The organism is Chryseobacterium sp. UF-81 (assembly GCF_058245105.1).
The window spans coordinates 231,105-247,675 of record NZ_JBSIBX010000007.1 but is presented as its reverse complement, the minus strand read 5'-3'; the positions used below and the strand labels follow the sequence as shown (position 1 = coordinate 247,675).

The window sequence follows — 16,571 nt, the reverse complement described above, 5'->3', positions numbered from 1 at the left end:
TGCGATCCGGACGGGACTCGAACCCGCGACCTCCGCCGTGACAGGGCGGCATTCTAACCAGCTGAACTACCGGATCAATTTTTTTAAAAGAAATTGACAAAACTTCTGCGATCCGGACGGGACTCGAACCCGCGACCTCCGCCGTGACAGGGCGGCATTCTAACCAGCTGAACTACCGGATCTAATTTTTTTAAAGTAAATTATAAAACTTTTGCGATCCGGACGGGACTCGAACCCGCGACCTCCGCCGTGACAGGGCGGCATTCTAACCAGCTGAACTACCGGATCATTTTCTGTTGTTGTAAAGAACGTTGTTTCTTTTTTGTGATTGCAAAATTACACCTTTTTTCATTACCTGCAAATTATTTATAAAAAAAAAGCCCCCCGAAAACGGAAGGCATTCATTATCAAAGTTATTTTTTTACAAGTGTGCGCTTAATTTTTCAGCGATTACTTCTTTTGGAGCTACGCCTACTAATTTATCAACCACTTCACCGTTCTTAAAAATCAGAACTGTAGGGATATTTCTGATGCCATACTGCATTGAAATTTCCTGGTTGTTGTCTACATCAACTTTTCCTACCACTGCTTTTCCTTCAAAATCTGATGCTACCTCTTCGATAATTGGTCCCAAAGTTCTGCACGGTCCGCACCATACAGCCCAGAAGTCTACCAATACCGGTTTGTCTGATTTTAAAACCGTTTCCTGAAATGAGCTGTCCGTAATTTCTAAAGCCATTTTGTTTCTTTTATTTAAATTAATATTATATTTCTATTTCTATCCTTAATTGGATATTCAAAATTACGCTTTTTAAGCAATAAGACTATCTATGCTCAACATTTGTTTTTTCTATAGCAAAGTCCTTCGAAATTTCTTCTAAAGCTTCTGCCAGCGCGTCTATTTCTGCTTTTGTCGTCATATGGCTGAAAGAAATACGTAACGGCGTACAGTGATCCATTTCGTCCTCAGTAAGAACCATCATCATGACCATGGAAGGCTTTGATGCTCCCGAAGAGCAGGCGCTGCCCTGAGAAATTGCAATTCCTTTCATATCCAGCTGAAGTCCGATCAAAGGGTTTTTATAAGGAAGTAAAGCACTTAAAACCGTGTAAAGACTGTTTTCCTTCTCTGCACTTCTTCCATTGAATTTAATCCCCGGAATTGCAGAAGAAAGCCTTTTTATCGCATAGTCTTTGATCTCCTGCATATGGTTGGTATATTCTTCCATATGGTTCAAAGAAAGCTCCAATGCTTTACCAAGACCTACGATACCGCTTACATTCTCTGTTCCGGCTCTCAGGCTTCTTTCCTGAGGGCCTCCTGTGATAATTCCCTTCATTCCGGTTGCTTTTCTGATAAAAGCAAAACCTACTCCTTTCGGACCATGGAATTTATGGGCACTGCATGAGGCAAAATCCACCATAATATCTGAAAAGTCCAGATTCATATGTGCCATCGTCTGTACCGTATCTGAATGGAAAAGCGCATTATTCGCTTTACATAGTTCCGCGATCTTTTTGATATCTGTAATATTCCCGATCTCGTTATTGGCATGCATTAAGCTTACCAGGGTCTTTTTATCTGAAGCTTTTAACAGCTCTTCCAGTTTATTAAGGTCGATGTCCCCTTTTTCATTAGGACGGATGTAGTTTACCTCTACTCCCTTTCTGTTTTTCATATCCAGAATACTCTCAGAAACACATTTGTGTTCCAGCGGAGTACTGATGATCCTTTCCACTCCAAGGTGTTCAACGCTGGATTTGATGATCATATTGTTTGATTCTGTCCCGCAAGAGGTAAAGATGATCTCTGCAGGAGTTACATGAAGATAATCTGCAACCTGTCTTCTCACATTTTCAATGAGGATCTTTGCTTCCTGCCCAAAACTATGCGTGGAAGAAGGGTTCCCGAAATTCATTTTCATAGTGCCAACCATGGCATCTATGACTTCTTCTGAAAGAGGAGTTGTTGCTGCGTTATCTAAATATATTTTGTTCATTTTTATTTTGAATATTTTAATTCTACTGAGGTAAACTGATAATCTGAAGGAACGGCAAAAATAAACCAAGGGTTTGAAAGCATCTGAATTTCCATTCCGCCTGACGGTTTTTCAGGAACCTCCACATACAGGATATTGTTTTTTACAAAAGTACTTTTGATCATACCAATTGCATGGCTTCCGGATCTGAAACTGCCCATATTATACAGAACCACTTTTTTGTTTTTGGGGAATTCCGGATAGTTTATGGATGGTTCTTTGCCCAGCTCAACAAGACCGAAACTTCCTTTGATGACGTTTCGGAATTCCTGTTCATTCTTAATGATCTTAAATCCGGCTCTATCCGTGCCGCCCTGTGCCTCGGAAACGAGCAGTTCAGTACTTTTCTGCATGCCTGATGTTTTTTGAGACGGCGTAGCTGCACAGCTCATAATGATTGCAGTACATAAAATAAGCAGTCCTTTCATTTTTACATTTTTTATCATCCAAAATTAGTGAAAAAATTGGTAATGACCTTCATTTGCCCATTTCAGCATCTGGCGGTCTCCGGAAGTATCCCCAAAAGCGATAATTTTATCATATTTAGAGTCGCTTATCTCAGCTTTTATTCTTAAAAGTTTTTCCTTTCCGTTGCAGTTTTTGCCAATGAAATTTCCTGTAAAAATGCCATTTTTAAATTCTGCACGCGTGGATACCAGCTCCATTTTCAGCTCTTCGGCAAATGGTTTCACCCATATGTCCAGAGAAGCAGTTACCAATAAGCTTTGTGTATTATTCCTATCGATATTTTTTATAAAGTCAAGAGCATTTTCTCTTACAATCTTTGGATAATGCTGTTCAAAAAACTGTCTGGACTTCATTTCTATCTTTTCCTGTGTCTGCCCTTTCAGAATAGATCCTATAAAGCTTTTCTTTACTTTTTCGGTCTCGGCAAGCTTCAGCTTCAATAGAATAAACAGAGGAACATGTCTTAAAAATTGTATCCGGAATTTGGTAGAATCGTAGAATTTAAGATACATGAACATCGTATCCCTATACGTTATGGTTCCGTCAAAATCAAAACAATACAACTTTTTCATAATCTATGGCTTAGGGTAAATTTTACGAGTTATTTATTAAAGCATCCGATAACCCAGCAATCAAAAGTAAGCAAATTATTAAAAACAAAATCACAGATAAATTCTGAAAAACAAATTCTGCAGTGGTTAATGTATTAACTTCAAACTGATACTCCTTCCGTTTTATTTTTTCGATTAGTTTTCTCACCTCCTTGAATTCAAAATCGCTTAAAGCATAAGTTCTGATTTCTTTTCCGTTTTCCAGAATAATGAATGTTTCAAAAATAGTATAAACAGTTGTCGGCTTATCAAACCCTTTAGAATACTTTACAGGTCTTGGTATCTGTTTAAATTCCGCAATATCATCAAGCGAAATCTTTCTTGAAAAAGGAAAAAACTGGTAGGAAACAATCAGGTCATTTTTGGTTATCTTAATGATCTGAGTCTTTAGAAAATAAAACAATGAGCCCAATGCAAACAGTAAGAATATAGAATTAATAATATAAACGCCAATTTTCGAATCTGTATCTGAATTTCTTTCCAGAAAACCAATTATTGAACTGAAGAAAATAAATCCCAGAAAAAAAATGCAAAGATTAATTGAAAAAGAATTGGATTTATATATAATTTTATCTTTCAAAATAATACTAGAGTTTTAATTTTTTGAATATAAACTCAGGTATATTCCTGATAATCATCATAATAATACTCCATACCGGCAAAACATATGCCACATTCTTCTGCTTTTTGAACGCATTGTAAATACATTCCGCAGCCTGTTTTGGTGTTGCGGTCAGTTTAGGATTCAAAGGCAGTCCTTCGGTCATTTTTGTAGCCATAAACCCCGGCTTTATGGTAAGAACATGTACTTTCTTCTCAAAAAGATAGTTACGCAGTCCGCTAAGATACGCTGTAAAAGCTGCTTTTGCGCTCCCATAGATAAAATTACTCTGCCTGCCGCGGTCTCCTGCTACTGATGACAGTCCGATGATGGTTCCTGATCTTCTGCTTTCAAACTTCTGCGCAAAGTAGTTCATAACGGGAACCAGCTTTGAATAATTGATGTTAATGATCCTTTCCGTATTCCTGTTATCATAAAGGCCTTCTTCGGTTCCATCTCCTAAATATCCTGCAGCACAAAATAATACATTTGAACTGACATGATCAAATTTATTATAATCAATCTCTTTCATGAGGTCAATTTCAATTACTTCGGACTGCTGTAAAAATTTTACATCAATATGCCTCGCGAATCTTTCAGTAGTTTCTTTGTTTGAAGTAAAAAGATATATTTTTTCAAATTTTTCGCCTTCCTGCAGAGCCTTTTCAACAAAAGCCTGTGCCACCTCAGATGTACTTCCCAGAACTATCATTATGAATTGTTGTTTATGATTCGTTTGTGCTGTAAAGACACAAATTTTGAACTTTGAATATTTTTAAGATAATTGGTGAGTGAGGATCTGCTCATGCTGTCTTTCGTAAGATAAATTCTTCCTCCGAACTGCTGCACGATGTCATCTAATTTCTCAACAAGTTTTTCCAGCTTTGAATTGACCTTAAAGTCCAGGGCCAGCGTATAGCCTTCAAACGGAAATGAATTATAAGCTTCGGGATTGTTTTTTCCAAAGAGTTTCAGCACAGCCAGAAACGAACCGTTTCCACTTGCTGCAATGGTTTCAAGGATCTGCTTCATTCCTTCTTTACCTGTTTCTTTCGGAATCACCATCTGGTACTGGATGAAACCGGATTTCCCGTAGATCTTATTCCAGTCGTTGATGGCATCCAGAGGATAGAAAAAGGTTTCGTAATCTATGAATGATTTCACTTCTTTTTTTGCCTGTTTTTTATAATACAGGAGATTGAAGATCTTCACCGTTAATGCATTCAGCACAAAGCCCGGAAAATAAAAAGGTACTGTAGGCTGTAATTTTTTCTTCAGCCTCAAAGGCTGTTTTGCCATATTTTGTGGAAGCTCATGCTGAAAGGCATGCTCACCTCTCATTAAAATGCTTCTTCCTAAATTTTTGCCTTTCTGAAGACAGTCGATCCACGCTACCGTATACGTCCAGTTTTCGCTTTCTTCAAAGAGCCTGAAAATCTCGTCCAGATTCTCTGCTTTTATGCTTTCCTGACGGATGTAGGCAGATTCTATATTTTTAAGCTTAAACTTTACGGTAAGAATAATTCCGGTAAGCCCCATTCCTCCAATAGTAGCCCAGAATTTATCTGAGTTTTCTTCCCTTGAACATGTAATGATGTTTCCGTTTTCTGTCATCAGCTTAAATTCGGTCACATATTCTGAAAAACAGCCTTCCGCATGATGGTTTTTACCATGAACATCGGAAGCAATAGCCCCGCCTACTGAAATAAATTTGGTTCCGGGAGTTACATAAAGAAAATAGCCCTGCGGCACCGCAATCTCTAGCACATCCGAAAGTAATACTCCGGATTCACATTCTATAATACCGTTGAGACGGTCGAAACTAATAAATTTATTTAATTTTTTAGTAGAAAATATGGTTTCTCCCAAAGATGCATCACCATAGCATCTCCCGTTCCCTCTTGCAATAATTTCGTTATGATTGAGTACAAATTCTTTAATTTTTCTGAAGCTGTCCTCAGATCTCATTTCTTTTTCTACTACCGGGAAATTGCCCCAGTTTGTAACTTTCTGTATGAAATTCGGCTTCATTTTTTAAAATAAATCTGGATTAAGAATGCGGCTACCCAAAGGATTAAAGTTATCTGGATATACCGGTCTCTGTAAACAATTTTCGTAGGAGATTCTGTTCTGTTATACACTAATGTCTGCTGAAGATATCTTAAAAAAGCAAAGACTACAAATATGACGGTATAAAAGACTCTTTCATGAAACCGTGCCTGAACTTCAGGAGAAAGGGTAAACATGAGATAGCAGACAATAGCCAGTGTCACTGAAATGGACAGCGCAATATCTGCAAACTGTACATTATACCCATCCAGTGCTTTCCTTGTTTTTCCGGAAACCTGGGCATTAATGAGCTCTCCTCTTCTTTTTCCTATCGCTAAAACAAGAGCCAGCACAAAAGTCAGCAGGATTGCCCACTGAGAAATACCAATCCCTGTAATGTAACCTCCCGCTAAAACTCTAAGTACGAAACCTAAAGCAATAATGAAAATATCAATGATCGGAACATGCTTAAGTTTAAAAGTATAGGCAATATTGATCACAATATAAAGGCCTATGATTGTGGCAAATTTCCATAAGGATTCATGAAAATAAAGCTGAGCAAGACATACAAGAGCTACATCAACGATAATAAGTCCTGCAAGGATTCCCAAAGCTTTGGCTTTTGAAACAGCACCGCTTGCCAGAGGCCGTCTCCTCTTCTCAGGATGCTTTCTGTCTGCCTCAATATCATTATAGTCATTCAGGATATAGACAACGCTTGCTGCAAGGGAAAAAATAACAAATGCAAAAACACTTTTATTAAGCAGGTCTAGATTGGTAATATTTCCGGAAAAAAACAGGGGAACAAAAACAAACAGGTTTTTCACCCATTGTTCTACACGGAGAAGTTTAAAGTATTTCTTCATTTATGCTATTTCGGTTACAAAAATAGTGAATTCAAATTTTAACACCATAAAAATACAAAAAAAACCGCCGAAGCGGTCTTTTACGAAAATATTTATATAATAAGATTAATTATTGCCCTTGCTTGGCTTCGTTAATCATTTTTTCATTAGCCGTAATGGCAAATTCCACTCTTCTGTTTTTAGCTCTTCCTTCGTCTGTATCGTTGGTAGCTACTGGCATAGATTCTCCTTCACCTTTTGTGAACATTCTGCTTGAAGCAATTCCTTTTCCGGATAAATATGCTTTTACAGCATCTGCTCTTCTTTGAGAAAGAGAAAGGTTGTAGGAATCTGCTCCCTTACTGTCTGTGTGACCGTAGATATTGATATTAGTATCCGGGTTATCAACAAGAACTGTAGCTAGCTTATCAAGGTTAGCCTGAGCGATAGAGGTTAAATTTGAAGAGTCAAAAGCAAAGTTTACAATGCTTTCATTCATGGTAATTTTAATACCGTCTCCTACTCTTTCTACTTCAGCCCCAGGTAAAGTTTCCTTAATCTGCTTAGCCTGCTTATCCATTTTATTACCGATTACGTTACCTGCAACACCACCGATAATACCTCCCAATACTGCTCCTAATGCTGAATTTTTACCACTTCCTACATTATTTCCCAAAATACCTCCGATCACAGCTCCTGAAGCAGCACCTACTGCTGTACCTCTCTGCTGGTGATTAGAATTCTGAACAGCTTCACAGCTCGTTAACAATAATGCTGATGATAAGAAAAGAGCTCCTATATATGTTTTATTAAATTTCATTTTTTTTAATCTTTATATTGATAATTATTTCATTCCTGTTCTCTGGAAGTTGTAAACAACCTGTACTGTACTTCCGTCGAACGGTACATTCTGTACAAGTGAAAACTGATCTGTAGACTGGTTTGTAATCGTTAAAGAGTATCCTACAGTATTTTCTTTAGCTTTAGTTCCCTCAGCGATTTTTTTAAACAAGAAAGTATTGCCATCTTTCACTTCAAATTTAATTGGACGTGTAAGGCTTGGGCAAGCTCCACCTCCGTTTAAAGTATAGGCACCGGTGTAGTTATTGGGAATTAATCTCCAATGACTTCCTACAAAACACTGGGCATCTGCACCTTCATCAAAAGGTTTGATTTTAAACCCTTTTTCATAGTCCACGCTTACAATCTGCCAGTCGCCTTTTAACTTTAAGTATTCGACTCTCTGGTTTTGTGATGTTTCTGCTTTTTTCACTGAGGAACAAGACACTGCAAAAAGTGATGTTCCAATCATCCCTGCAAGTAGTAACTTTTTCATTTTGTTGTTTATTATTTTGTTATTTATAAAGTTACAAAAAACCGTGCCAAATTGAAAGATAAAAATAAAAAAAGTCCGAAATTTTCGGACTTTAAATGTTTTTCCCTTATATACAGGAAGATATATTATTTTTTAACAGCCTTTTTTACGGATTTCGCAGGCTTATTACTGCTTGAGGATTTTCCGTTGTAGAAATTGGCATAGGCATATTCTGCTGCCTTTTGAAGATCTATAACACCTCCCGCCTGAGAATATTCAGGAAATTTGTTATCTGCATTAGGATTACTGCTTTTTACAAGAGATTCAATTACCTGGTATGGCTTCAGATTAGGCATATAGGCCAGCAATACTGCCGCAGCTCCGGCTACTACCGGTGATGCCATAGAAGTTCCCTGAAGATATTTGTATTCGTTTTTAGGAACTGTAGAATAAATTTCTTCACCTGGTGCGAAAACGTTTACCATTTTCTTATTGTAATTTGAGAAATCTGCTCTAAGTTCGTTATTCCTGTTAGTACTTGCGCCCACAACCAATACGTTGCTCACAAACGGTTTTTCATCTGTAGCATTTTTAAAGTTGGTCGGGAAAGCAAGATGCTCAGCTACATCTTCGTTTTCGTTACCTGCTGCTTTTACTAAAAGCACACCTTTGTCTTCAGCATATTTGAAGGCATCCCACACTACATTTTTACCTGGAGAAACCGGTTTTCCGAAACTCATGTTTAAGACTTTTGCCCCGTTATCTACAGCATATCGGATAGCGTTTGCAACATCTTTATCTCTTTCATCACCATTTGGAACGGTTCTTACGGACATGATCCTGGCTACTTTGGAGGCCACACCATACTGTATTTCTTTACCCTGAGGAAGACCGGCAATGATTCCCGCAACGTGTGTTCCGTGTTCTGCATCTGGTCCCTCATAGTTATTATTCCCATAGTTTTTCTCAGAATAATCATCGTAGTTATCTCCTACAATTTCTTTTCTCGGGTCATAGCTCAGGTCATACTGCTTGGATTGTGGAGTAAAATGATCGATAGCTTCTTTCATCTGCTCTTTCATCAGCTTTTCGAAATCTGCAGACGATTTTCCTTTGAATTCAGGGCTTTGAGAAACCTGACCTAAAACATTAAGAGCAATAGCATCTTTCTGATCGGTAGGAGGCTTAATTCCCTGCAAAGTTTCTGCAGTAACAGGCTTACCTCCCAACAATTTTACCATGTTTGGAATGATGCTGTTGATCATCGTATAGGTCTGTAGGTTTTGTTTTGCTTCTATGCTTTTTTGGTTGAAAAGTTCTTTAGACTTCATATACATAGCAAACTCTTCGGGCATTTTAGCCTGATTCGCTTTGTTTTTGGCAGAATCATCACCTTCGAAAACAGATTTATATTTAGCAACGACTCTTGTCACCTCCATATTGTCGATGTCGATATCGCCATTTTTACCTCCTATAAAATTCCAGCCGTGTATATCATCGATATATCCGTTTCCGTCATCATCTTTTCCGTTTCCCGGAACTTCATTAGGATTAGACCATACATTTTTTACAAGGCCCGGGTGATCAACCTGAACACCACTGTCTAAAACCCCTACAACAACAGTTTTGGGCTTAAGACCTTTGGATTCTAAATATTTATATGCGTTTGCCGTATTTACTCCATATACTTTTGTTGCAGAAAAATCTTTATGATACCAAGTCATCAGATCTTTATCTTCTTTCGGGTCAATGCTCTTAGCCTGTGCTTCCTGAGCATAAGAAAAGCTAAATCCTGCCAGAAAAACAGCAGCTAATAATACCTTTTTCATATGTTGATATTTATTTTTTTCTAAGTTATATGCAATCGCCATTTTCATTGATTTATTTTCATAGAATTTCGTTAACGGCGATTTCATGTCAGTATGATTGTTTAATATTTTTTATATAAGTCAGAGATTCAGGGCCTTTGTTACAAATAAGATCCAGAATTGATAAATCTTCCAAAAATCCCAGCTTATCAGAAAAGGTCTGGTAATATTCCTCCATTTGAAATTCTGAAGGATGTTTAGCCGAAAATTTATCTCTGAAGTTAATACTTCCGGGATTTTTGATATATTCTTCATTCAAAGACTGTGCCTTTTCTGTTTTAAGGATCTGCTGTATAATCTCCAATCCTTTAAGGTTGAAATCGATGAGGAATTTCTCCTTCAGAGTATATATATTCCTGAATTTATCTTCATAATATTCGAAATAAGGGGAGCTCTGGTAGGCTGTCTTAATAGATTTCCAGTGCAGGTTTCTCCAGTCTTCCCTATATGAGATCTCAATGTCTTTAAATTCTCTTTTCCCATTATGATTGATGGGAATTATTAAGGAAAGCTTTCCGTTTGCCCCATAGATGTTGGCTCTGTTTCTATAGGTCTGTTTAGGAAAATTTTCAAACTGTTCAAATATAATCTCGTTCTCAGGATTTAAAAACACTGAAAACCATGAAATCGGAGGCATATAAAATACCGGCAATAATACATTTGTCATATTCATGATGCAAAAATGAAGCATTTTTGCAAATACTTCATTCTATTTTTAAGTTTAGTTTAAATTATACTTCGTCTTCCGTTTTTTTCTTTCCGAATAGTTTCATGAAATACTCCCATCCAAAGAAAAGGACAAGAATCATTACAGCAATCCACCAGTAAGATGTTTTGTTGGCTTCACCAGTGTTTGTTGCTTTGAACATTCTGTCCCAACGAACTTTAAATGGTGCCTGATAAGAAGAGCTGCTGTCTGAAAAAGCACCCTGAAGGCTCATCCAGGTAAACATAGGCTTTCCTACAATATTTTCTTCAGGAACAAAACCAAAGAATCTTGCATCGAGTGAAGCGTCTCTGTTATCACCCACCATCATGTAATAGTCCTGCTTAATGGTGTATTGGTTTGCTTCTTTGCCATTAATAAAAATCTTCCCGTTTTTATTTTCCAGACTGTTATGTTCATATTCAGAAATAATCCATCTGTACTCCGGCAGGGTTTCCTGGTTAAGGGTTACCACATCTCCTTTTTTAGGAATTTTCAAAGGTCCGTACCAATCCTGATTCCATGGTTTGTTGATCGGGAAGATGGACTGTGTGGTATCTATTTTTGTTTTTGCTTCGTCTCTGTAATATACCGCAGCTTCTCCTTTGGCTGTAACATCTTCCTTCATATCAATGACCTGTGGAAGCTGTTTTATTTCCTGAGCAGTTTTATCTGTAAGTCCCTGGAAAGCGTATATATATCCTTTGTCCCCTTGAATTTCCTGTACAGGTAAGAATCCATAAGTGTTATATAATGCAGGAATGTCAAGCTGGCTTCCGGTATTTACGATATACCTGTGCTGCACTTCCTGATCTCCTAAAACCGTTTCCGGTTTTCCGTTAACAAAAAGTCTACCGCCTCTCATTTCAAAGGTATCACCGGCAACAGCCACACATCTTTTAACGTATGGATCTTTTCTGTCGATCGCAGTATGTACGGAATCACGCGGATAGTTGAAAACAACTACATCATTTTTCTGAGGTTTACTGAACTGGAAAATTCTTGTATAAGGAAGTTTTATGCCATCAACATATGATTTGGGATCATCTTTTGGATTTCCTTTCTGGCCCGTATCCATAATAGTTCCCTGAAGGAATGGTATCGCTACAGGACGCATTGGCATTCTGTATCCATAGCTCCATTTGTTCACGAAAAGGAAATCACCTACTAGAAGTGTTCTTTCCATAGATCCTGTAGGAATTCCGAACGGCTGGGTTACAAAAACGTGAATAATGGTTGCAAAAACCACCGCAAAAGTAATAGATCCAATGAATGTATCTTTCTTTTTGCTATTTTTCTCTTCGTCTGTCATGAACAGATCGTTGGCATTTTCATCTTCTATCTCTACATCTTTAGAATAGTTCACTGTTGCCATATAGATAAACGGCAGAATCACAGTAAGCAGCTGATGCTGAAAAAGGGTCTTTCCAAATTTTTTCATTAAATAAATGTGGAAAACGGACATCATAATAGGTCCTACTATCGGAAGATAAGACAGGATGGCCCACCATTTCGGATGTTTTGTTTCTTTTAATATAATGAAATAATTATAGAAAGGTATAAATGCCAGTAACGGGCTATACCCCATTTTTTTGAACAGTTTCCAGGTGGAAATCCCCATCAGTACAGATAAAATGAGAACGTATACTGTATAAGTTAAAAAATAATTCATAGTTTTTTGTGCCTATTCTAATATATAAAATGATAAATGATGATTAATAAATGACCACAGCGTTCTGCTATTTATAATTTACTATTCATCATTTTTTTTATTGGTATGCAATTTAAAGAATTTGTTACAAATTAAAGCCCTAAAACGTCTTTCATGGTAAAGTTTCCTTTTTTGTCCCTGATCCATTCTGCAGCGACTACAGCTCCAAGTGCGAACCCGTTTCTGTTGAAAGCTGTATGTTTTATTTCAATTTCGTCAACTTCACTTTTATAATAAACGCTGTGGGTACCGGGAACCTCATCTTCACGGATGGCAAAGATCCCCAGTTCCTGTCCCTCGGTTTCTTCCAGTTTCCAGGCGTTAAATTTAGGATTATTTTTGATGATTCCTTCAGCAATGGAAATTGCCGTTCCGCTGGGAGCATCTTTTTTGTGAACATGATGAATTTCTTCCAGCTGGCATGAGTATTCATCCACATTTTTCATGATATCCGCCACTTTTTCGTTGAGGGCAAAAAATAAATTCACACCCAGGCTAAAATTGGAACCGTATAAAAATGCGCTATCGCTGTCTACAGCAATTTTTTCAATTTCTTCTTTTTTCTCCAGCCAGCCCGTAGTACCGCAGATCACGGGTACTTTATTTTCAAGGCACGCTTTGATATTATGATATGCTGCCTCGGGTAATGAAAATTCAATGGCCACATCCGGATTATTAAGATTTTCAGCTGTTGGAGTTTCTTTCAGGCGGGCCACTATTTCGTGACCTCTCTTCTGTGCAATCTCATCAATGATCTTCCCCATTTTACCGTATCCAACTAATGCTATTCTCATGTGATATCTTATTTTATTATGGTCTCAAGGAACTTTATACAGTCCGGATGAGCTTTTATTCAAAATTAATTTTAAAATCTATAGCTTAAACTTAAGCCTGTTTTTGGGTTTGAAAAACCATACTGATCCTGAATTACCGTAGGATTGAAACTAAGATCCGGATCATGGCGGCTTTCGTAAAGATGTGCATCCACCACGGCGTCTACAATGTTCAGGATATAGATAAGACCTGTGATGGCTATAGCGTAATCTCTTTGTCTTTTGTATCGGTCCTGAGCATTTCCAAAGGCTTTTTTATCAAGCCATGGGTGACTGTCTACAAATTCATTAGGTGTTCCGTTAAGTTTTGCCACATAATATTCCCTGTACTTTTTGTACTGGTTATTACTCCAGATTGTATATCCGATACCGGCTCCTACGGCTCCCCAGACAATAGGGATTTTGATGTATTTTTTATTATAATACTGCCCTAACCCGGGAAGAACTGCGGAATACAGTCCGGCTCTTGTAGGATTCAGCTTAATAGTTTTCTTTGTAGGTCCGTTTGCATTTTCAAGATCTTCAATGATTTTGGCTTCTGATTTTACTGTTTTTGCAGGTTTTACAGTTTTAGTAACAACCGCGCTGTCTTTCGGAAGAGGCCCTATACGAACGGTGTCGCCGGGGGCTACCTGCGAGTAAGCAAAAGCAAAAATGCCTAAAAAGAATGTGAAAAATAATTTCTTCATTTATTTAATATGGGATAAAATATATTCCAGTTCTTCTTCATTTTTGAAGTCCAGGAGAATTTTACCTTTTTTTCCGTTGCCGGAGGTTTTGATTTCTACTTTTACATCTAAAATATCGGCGATGGTCTTCTGTGCTCTTTTATAATTGTTGGAGAGTTCAGTATTAACTTTTTTCGCTGCCGGTGATTTAGGGTTCTTCAATGCCGTAGCAGCCTGTTCAGCCTGACGTACATTGAGCTTTTCTTTGATGATCAGGCCAAATAGAATCTGCTGATGTTCTTCATTTTCCAGGCTGATGATTGCTCTTCCGTGTCCTGCAGAGATTTCTCCGCTTCTAATCGCATTCTGAATATCAGGATTCAATCTCAGAAGTCTGATAGAATTGGTAATGGTACTTCTGTCCTTTCCTACCCTCTGGCTCAGATTTTCCTGGGTAAGGCCAATCTCATCCAAAAGTCTCTGGTACGTCAAAGCGATCTCAATAGCATCAAGATCTTCTCGCTGGATATTTTCAACAAGCGCCATTTCCAGAAGCTCCTGATCGTTTACCAAACGGATATAAGCAGGAATTGTCGGAAGCCCGGCAATTTTACTTGCACGGTAACGTCTTTCCCCTGATATGATTTCGAATTTTTCTCCGTCTTTTCTTAAGGTAACCGGCTGGATCACCCCTAAGTTTTTAATCGACAGGGCAAGCTCGTTTAATGCTTTTTCGTCAAAATAAGTTCTCGGCTGGGTCGGATTCGGATAAATATCTTCAAGGGCAACCTCTACGATATTCCCCACAAACTTATCTGCTCCTTCATCGGTCGCGGAGTTGATACTCGCTTTGGATTCAGCGCTCAAAATGGCACCCAAACCACGTCCCATAGCTCTTTTTTTGTCCTTCATATATATAATTGATAAATGATGTTTGATAAGTGATGGTGCTCATTCACTTATGAGTGCATTTATTATTAGATTAATTTTTTACTAAATTTTCGTTTTTCAACAAAACCTCTTCAGCCAGCTGAATATACTGGATAGCGCCTTTACTTTCTGCATCATAGTTCAGGATACTTTCTCCAAAACTTGGTGCTTCACTCAATCTTACGTTTCTGCTGATGATGGTTTCAAAAACCATATCAGGGAAATGTGAATTCACTTCTTCAACCACCTGATTAGATAATCTCAATCTGCTGTCGTACATGGTAAGAAGAAGACCTTCAATGCCAAGGTCCTTATTGTGGATCTTCTGTACATTTTTGATCGTGTTCAAAAGCTTGCCTAATCCTTCCAATGCAAAATATTCGCACTGAATCGGGATAATCACAGAATCTGCTGCAGTAAGGGCATTCACTGTAATAAGTCCTAAACTCGGCGCACAGTCTATAATGATATAATCATAATCATTTCTCACTTCTGCCAATGCTTTCTTGAGCATGTACTCACGGTTTTCTTTATCTACGAGCTCAATTTCCGCTGCTACCAGGTCAATATGTGATGGGATGATATCCAGATTGGGAGAAGCAGTTCTTTTGATACAGGTTCTTGTATCTGCACTGTGCTCCAATAGATTATATGTAGAGTACTGAACGTCTTCCACACCAAGTCCGGAGGTTGCATTAGCCTGTGGATCAGCATCAATGATCAATATTCTTTTTTCCAATACCCCTAATGCTGCCGCCAGATTTACAGCTGTGGTAGTTTTTCCTACTCCTCCTTTTTGATTAGCGATACCTATGATTTTTGCCATTATTAGAACTTTAGGTTTCAAAAATACACTTTTTTCTTTGCTCTGTATGAATGGCGAAATTCAAAATTGAGTTAAAGTATTGTTAATAAACAGTTTAACAATTAAAAAAATTATCCACAAAAAAAATTCTTTGTGGATAACTATTTTAAGATTTGTTTTTACGGCTATTCAAAGTTCATGGTGATCGGAAATTTGAAATAACTTCTTACCGTTTCACCTTGCTTATTTTTAGCAGGCTTCCATAGCCCTTTAACATTCTTAATGGTCCTTATGGCTTCATTATTAAATTCAATATCTTTTCCATTGGCTTTTAAACCGGAAATCGTTCCGTCTTTCTCTACAACGAAGGTTATAATTGTTCTCATGGTATCTCCATTGCCTTCAAACCCTGAACCATCAAAACTGTTAATGACTTTATTTCTGAATGCATCAATTCCTCCGGTAAATACGGCTTCAGAAGCAAGTTCATCACCGCTTGCAATATGATTGTCAGGAACTTTTGCCGGCGGTGTAGGCGGGATGTAAGGTACTGCCGGTCCTGTTCCTGCCTGAGGAGGCACAGGATGATAGTTTGTTGTTGCAATCGTTCCTTCCGGATTACTTTTCGGTCCGGCAACTGCTCCTTCAATTTTTTCTACTACTTTTTCAGTCCGTACATGTGTTGTAGGCTCAGGAATGGTTGCATCATAAGTTTTAACCTTCTGTGGCTGAACTTCTGGTTTCTGAATCTGTACAGGTGGCTTAACCTGAATATCAGGTGGAGTAACCGGATCTATAAATTCTATTTCTACTCCGCTCGGGCCTTCCAACTGTACATCAGTTTGAAATGCCGAAACTACAAAAGGCGTTATAGAAATTGCAGCCAACAAACTCACGCCCACGAAAAGCGCTTTGGTTAATAATCTATCTGATTCATTTCTTAATACATAGGCACCATATTCTTTGTTGCGGTGCTCAAAAAGAACCTCGTTAAAACGAAATTCCTGATTTTGGTTTTGGTGTTTCATCACTATTAAATATTTAAACTGTTAAAAAATCAGTGATTATTAGTTTTAGGTATTCTTATCGATAAGTATTGTTTCGATATCAAAACATCTGCCA

18 protein-coding genes and 3 tRNA genes are annotated in these 16,571 nt (G+C 37.9%); all 21 read right to left on the bottom strand.

Annotated elements, in window-relative coordinates:
• Positions 1-2: 2 nt before the first annotated feature.
• Positions 3-76 (bottom strand) — tRNA-Asp (locus AC4IFE_RS12185).
• Positions 77-108: 32 nt separating this feature from the next.
• A tRNA-Asp gene (locus tag AC4IFE_RS12180) sits at positions 109-182 on the bottom strand.
• 32 nt (positions 183-214) lie between these two features.
• A tRNA-Asp gene (locus tag AC4IFE_RS12175) sits at positions 215-288 on the bottom strand.
• Positions 289-421: 133 nt separating this feature from the next.
• Positions 422-739: a thioredoxin gene (trxA, locus tag AC4IFE_RS12170; protein WP_040995543.1), complete on the bottom strand. Its 318-nt coding sequence runs from the start codon at positions 737-739 to the stop codon at positions 422-424.
• 85 nt (positions 740-824) lie between these two features.
• A complete protein-coding gene (locus tag AC4IFE_RS12165) occupies positions 825-2,000 on the bottom strand; it encodes a cysteine desulfurase family protein (protein ID WP_490757448.1) in 1,176 nt (391 codons plus the stop codon).
• Positions 2,001-2,002: 2 nt separating this feature from the next.
• Positions 2,003-2,467 (bottom strand): hypothetical protein, encoded by a 465-nt coding sequence (locus tag AC4IFE_RS12160; RefSeq protein ID WP_490757447.1) that lies wholly within the window; start codon positions 2,465-2,467, stop codon positions 2,003-2,005.
• Positions 2,468-2,491: 24 nt separating this feature from the next.
• On the bottom strand, positions 2,492-3,079 hold the full coding sequence (locus tag AC4IFE_RS12155) for an HAD family hydrolase (RefSeq protein ID WP_490757445.1): 588 nt from the start codon (positions 3,077-3,079) through the stop codon (positions 2,492-2,494).
• A 22-nt stretch (positions 3,080-3,101) separates the two neighbouring features.
• Positions 3,102-3,521, bottom strand: a complete 420-nt coding sequence (locus tag AC4IFE_RS12150; RefSeq protein ID WP_490757443.1) for a hypothetical protein — start codon at positions 3,519-3,521, stop codon at positions 3,102-3,104.
• 184 nt (positions 3,522-3,705) lie between these two features.
• On the bottom strand, positions 3,706-4,431 hold the full coding sequence (locus AC4IFE_RS12145; RefSeq protein ID WP_490757441.1) for an SDR family NAD(P)-dependent oxidoreductase: 726 nt from the start codon (positions 4,429-4,431) through the stop codon (positions 3,706-3,708).
• On the bottom strand, positions 4,431-5,750 hold the full coding sequence (locus tag AC4IFE_RS12140) for an FAD-binding oxidoreductase (RefSeq protein WP_490757439.1): 1,320 nt from the start codon (positions 5,748-5,750) through the stop codon (positions 4,431-4,433). Before AC4IFE_RS12140 ends, AC4IFE_RS12145 begins: the two co-directional genes overlap by 1 nt.
• Positions 5,747-6,634 (bottom strand): decaprenyl-phosphate phosphoribosyltransferase, encoded by an 888-nt coding sequence (locus tag AC4IFE_RS12135; RefSeq protein ID WP_490757437.1) that lies wholly within the window; start codon positions 6,632-6,634, stop codon positions 5,747-5,749. Before AC4IFE_RS12135 ends, AC4IFE_RS12140 begins: the two co-directional genes overlap by 4 nt.
• A gap of 109 nt (positions 6,635-6,743) precedes the next feature.
• Entirely contained in the window at positions 6,744-7,433 is a 690-nt protein-coding gene (locus AC4IFE_RS12130) for a YiaD family glycine zipper/OmpA-like lipoprotein (protein ID WP_490757435.1), read from the bottom strand.
• A gap of 24 nt (positions 7,434-7,457) precedes the next feature.
• Positions 7,458-7,949, bottom strand: coding sequence for a hypothetical protein (locus AC4IFE_RS12125; RefSeq protein WP_490757433.1), 492 nt, complete (start codon positions 7,947-7,949; stop codon positions 7,458-7,460).
• A 125-nt stretch (positions 7,950-8,074) separates the two neighbouring features.
• Entirely contained in the window at positions 8,075-9,757 is a 1,683-nt protein-coding gene (locus tag AC4IFE_RS12120; RefSeq protein ID WP_490757431.1) for a S8 family serine peptidase, read from the bottom strand.
• An 88-nt stretch (positions 9,758-9,845) separates the two neighbouring features.
• Positions 9,846-10,469 carry a WbqC family protein gene (locus tag AC4IFE_RS12115; protein WP_490757429.1) on the bottom strand — a complete coding sequence of 208 codons (624 nt, stop codon included), beginning with the start codon at positions 10,467-10,469 and terminating at the stop codon, positions 9,846-9,848.
• A gap of 58 nt (positions 10,470-10,527) precedes the next feature.
• Positions 10,528-12,174 (bottom strand): signal peptidase I, encoded by a 1,647-nt coding sequence (lepB, locus tag AC4IFE_RS12110; protein ID WP_490757427.1) that lies wholly within the window; start codon positions 12,172-12,174, stop codon positions 10,528-10,530.
• A gap of 131 nt (positions 12,175-12,305) precedes the next feature.
• Complete coding sequence (gene dapB / locus AC4IFE_RS12105) at positions 12,306-13,007, bottom strand: 4-hydroxy-tetrahydrodipicolinate reductase (protein WP_490757425.1); 702 nt, start codon at positions 13,005-13,007, stop codon at positions 12,306-12,308.
• Between the two features lie 71 nt (positions 13,008-13,078).
• Complete coding sequence (locus tag AC4IFE_RS12100; RefSeq protein WP_490757423.1) at positions 13,079-13,735, bottom strand: DUF5683 domain-containing protein; 657 nt, start codon at positions 13,733-13,735, stop codon at positions 13,079-13,081.
• Positions 13,736-14,626, bottom strand: a complete 891-nt coding sequence (locus tag AC4IFE_RS12095; RefSeq protein ID WP_490757421.1) for a ParB/RepB/Spo0J family partition protein — start codon at positions 14,624-14,626, stop codon at positions 13,736-13,738.
• A 70-nt stretch (positions 14,627-14,696) separates the two neighbouring features.
• Entirely contained in the window at positions 14,697-15,470 is a 774-nt protein-coding gene (locus AC4IFE_RS12090; RefSeq protein ID WP_040995517.1) for a ParA family protein, read from the bottom strand.
• Positions 15,471-15,634: 164 nt separating this feature from the next.
• Positions 15,635-16,477, bottom strand: a complete 843-nt coding sequence (locus AC4IFE_RS12085) for an energy transducer TonB (RefSeq protein ID WP_490757418.1) — start codon at positions 16,475-16,477, stop codon at positions 15,635-15,637.
• Between the last annotated feature and the right edge of the window lie 94 nt (positions 16,478-16,571).

What these genes read in the sequence shown, in the direction of transcription:
- AC4IFE_RS12125 (WP_490757433.1), bottom strand. Translation starts at nt 7,949, where the DNA reads ATGAAAAAGTTACTACTTGCAGGGATGATTGGAACATCACTTTTTGCA.
- AC4IFE_RS12165 (WP_490757448.1), bottom strand. Translation starts at nt 2,000, where the DNA reads ATGAACAAAATATATTTAGATAACGCAGCAACAACTCCTCTTTCAGAA.
- trxA (WP_040995543.1), bottom strand. Translation starts at nt 739, where the DNA reads ATGGCTTTAGAAATTACGGACAGCTCATTTCAGGAAACGGTTTTAAAA.
- AC4IFE_RS12140 (WP_490757439.1), bottom strand. Translation starts at nt 5,750, where the DNA reads ATGAAGCCGAATTTCATACAGAAAGTTACAAACTGGGGCAATTTCCCG.
- AC4IFE_RS12155 (WP_490757445.1), bottom strand. Translation starts at nt 3,079, where the DNA reads ATGAAAAAGTTGTATTGTTTTGATTTTGACGGAACCATAACGTATAGG.
- AC4IFE_RS12115 (WP_490757429.1), bottom strand. Translation starts at nt 10,469, where the DNA reads ATGAATATGACAAATGTATTATTGCCGGTATTTTATATGCCTCCGATT.
- AC4IFE_RS12120 (WP_490757431.1), bottom strand. Translation starts at nt 9,757, where the DNA reads ATGAAAAAGGTATTATTAGCTGCTGTTTTTCTGGCAGGATTTAGCTTT.
- AC4IFE_RS12160 (WP_490757447.1), bottom strand. Translation starts at nt 2,467, where the DNA reads ATGAAAGGACTGCTTATTTTATGTACTGCAATCATTATGAGCTGTGCA.
- AC4IFE_RS12130 (WP_490757435.1), bottom strand. Translation starts at nt 7,433, where the DNA reads ATGAAATTTAATAAAACATATATAGGAGCTCTTTTCTTATCATCAGCA.
- AC4IFE_RS12135 (WP_490757437.1), bottom strand. Translation starts at nt 6,634, where the DNA reads ATGAAGAAATACTTTAAACTTCTCCGTGTAGAACAATGGGTGAAAAAC.
- AC4IFE_RS12085 (WP_490757418.1), bottom strand. Translation starts at nt 16,477, where the DNA reads ATGAAACACCAAAACCAAAATCAGGAATTTCGTTTTAACGAGGTTCTT.
- lepB (WP_490757427.1), bottom strand. Translation starts at nt 12,174, where the DNA reads ATGAATTATTTTTTAACTTATACAGTATACGTTCTCATTTTATCTGTA.
- AC4IFE_RS12145 (WP_490757441.1), bottom strand. Translation starts at nt 4,431, where the DNA reads ATGATAGTTCTGGGAAGTACATCTGAGGTGGCACAGGCTTTTGTTGAA.
- AC4IFE_RS12095 (WP_490757421.1), bottom strand. Translation starts at nt 14,626, where the DNA reads ATGAAGGACAAAAAAAGAGCTATGGGACGTGGTTTGGGTGCCATTTTG.
- AC4IFE_RS12090 (WP_040995517.1), bottom strand. Translation starts at nt 15,470, where the DNA reads ATGGCAAAAATCATAGGTATCGCTAATCAAAAAGGAGGAGTAGGAAAA.
- AC4IFE_RS12100 (WP_490757423.1), bottom strand. Translation starts at nt 13,735, where the DNA reads ATGAAGAAATTATTTTTCACATTCTTTTTAGGCATTTTTGCTTTTGCT.
- dapB (WP_490757425.1), bottom strand. Translation starts at nt 13,007, where the DNA reads ATGAGAATAGCATTAGTTGGATACGGTAAAATGGGGAAGATCATTGAT.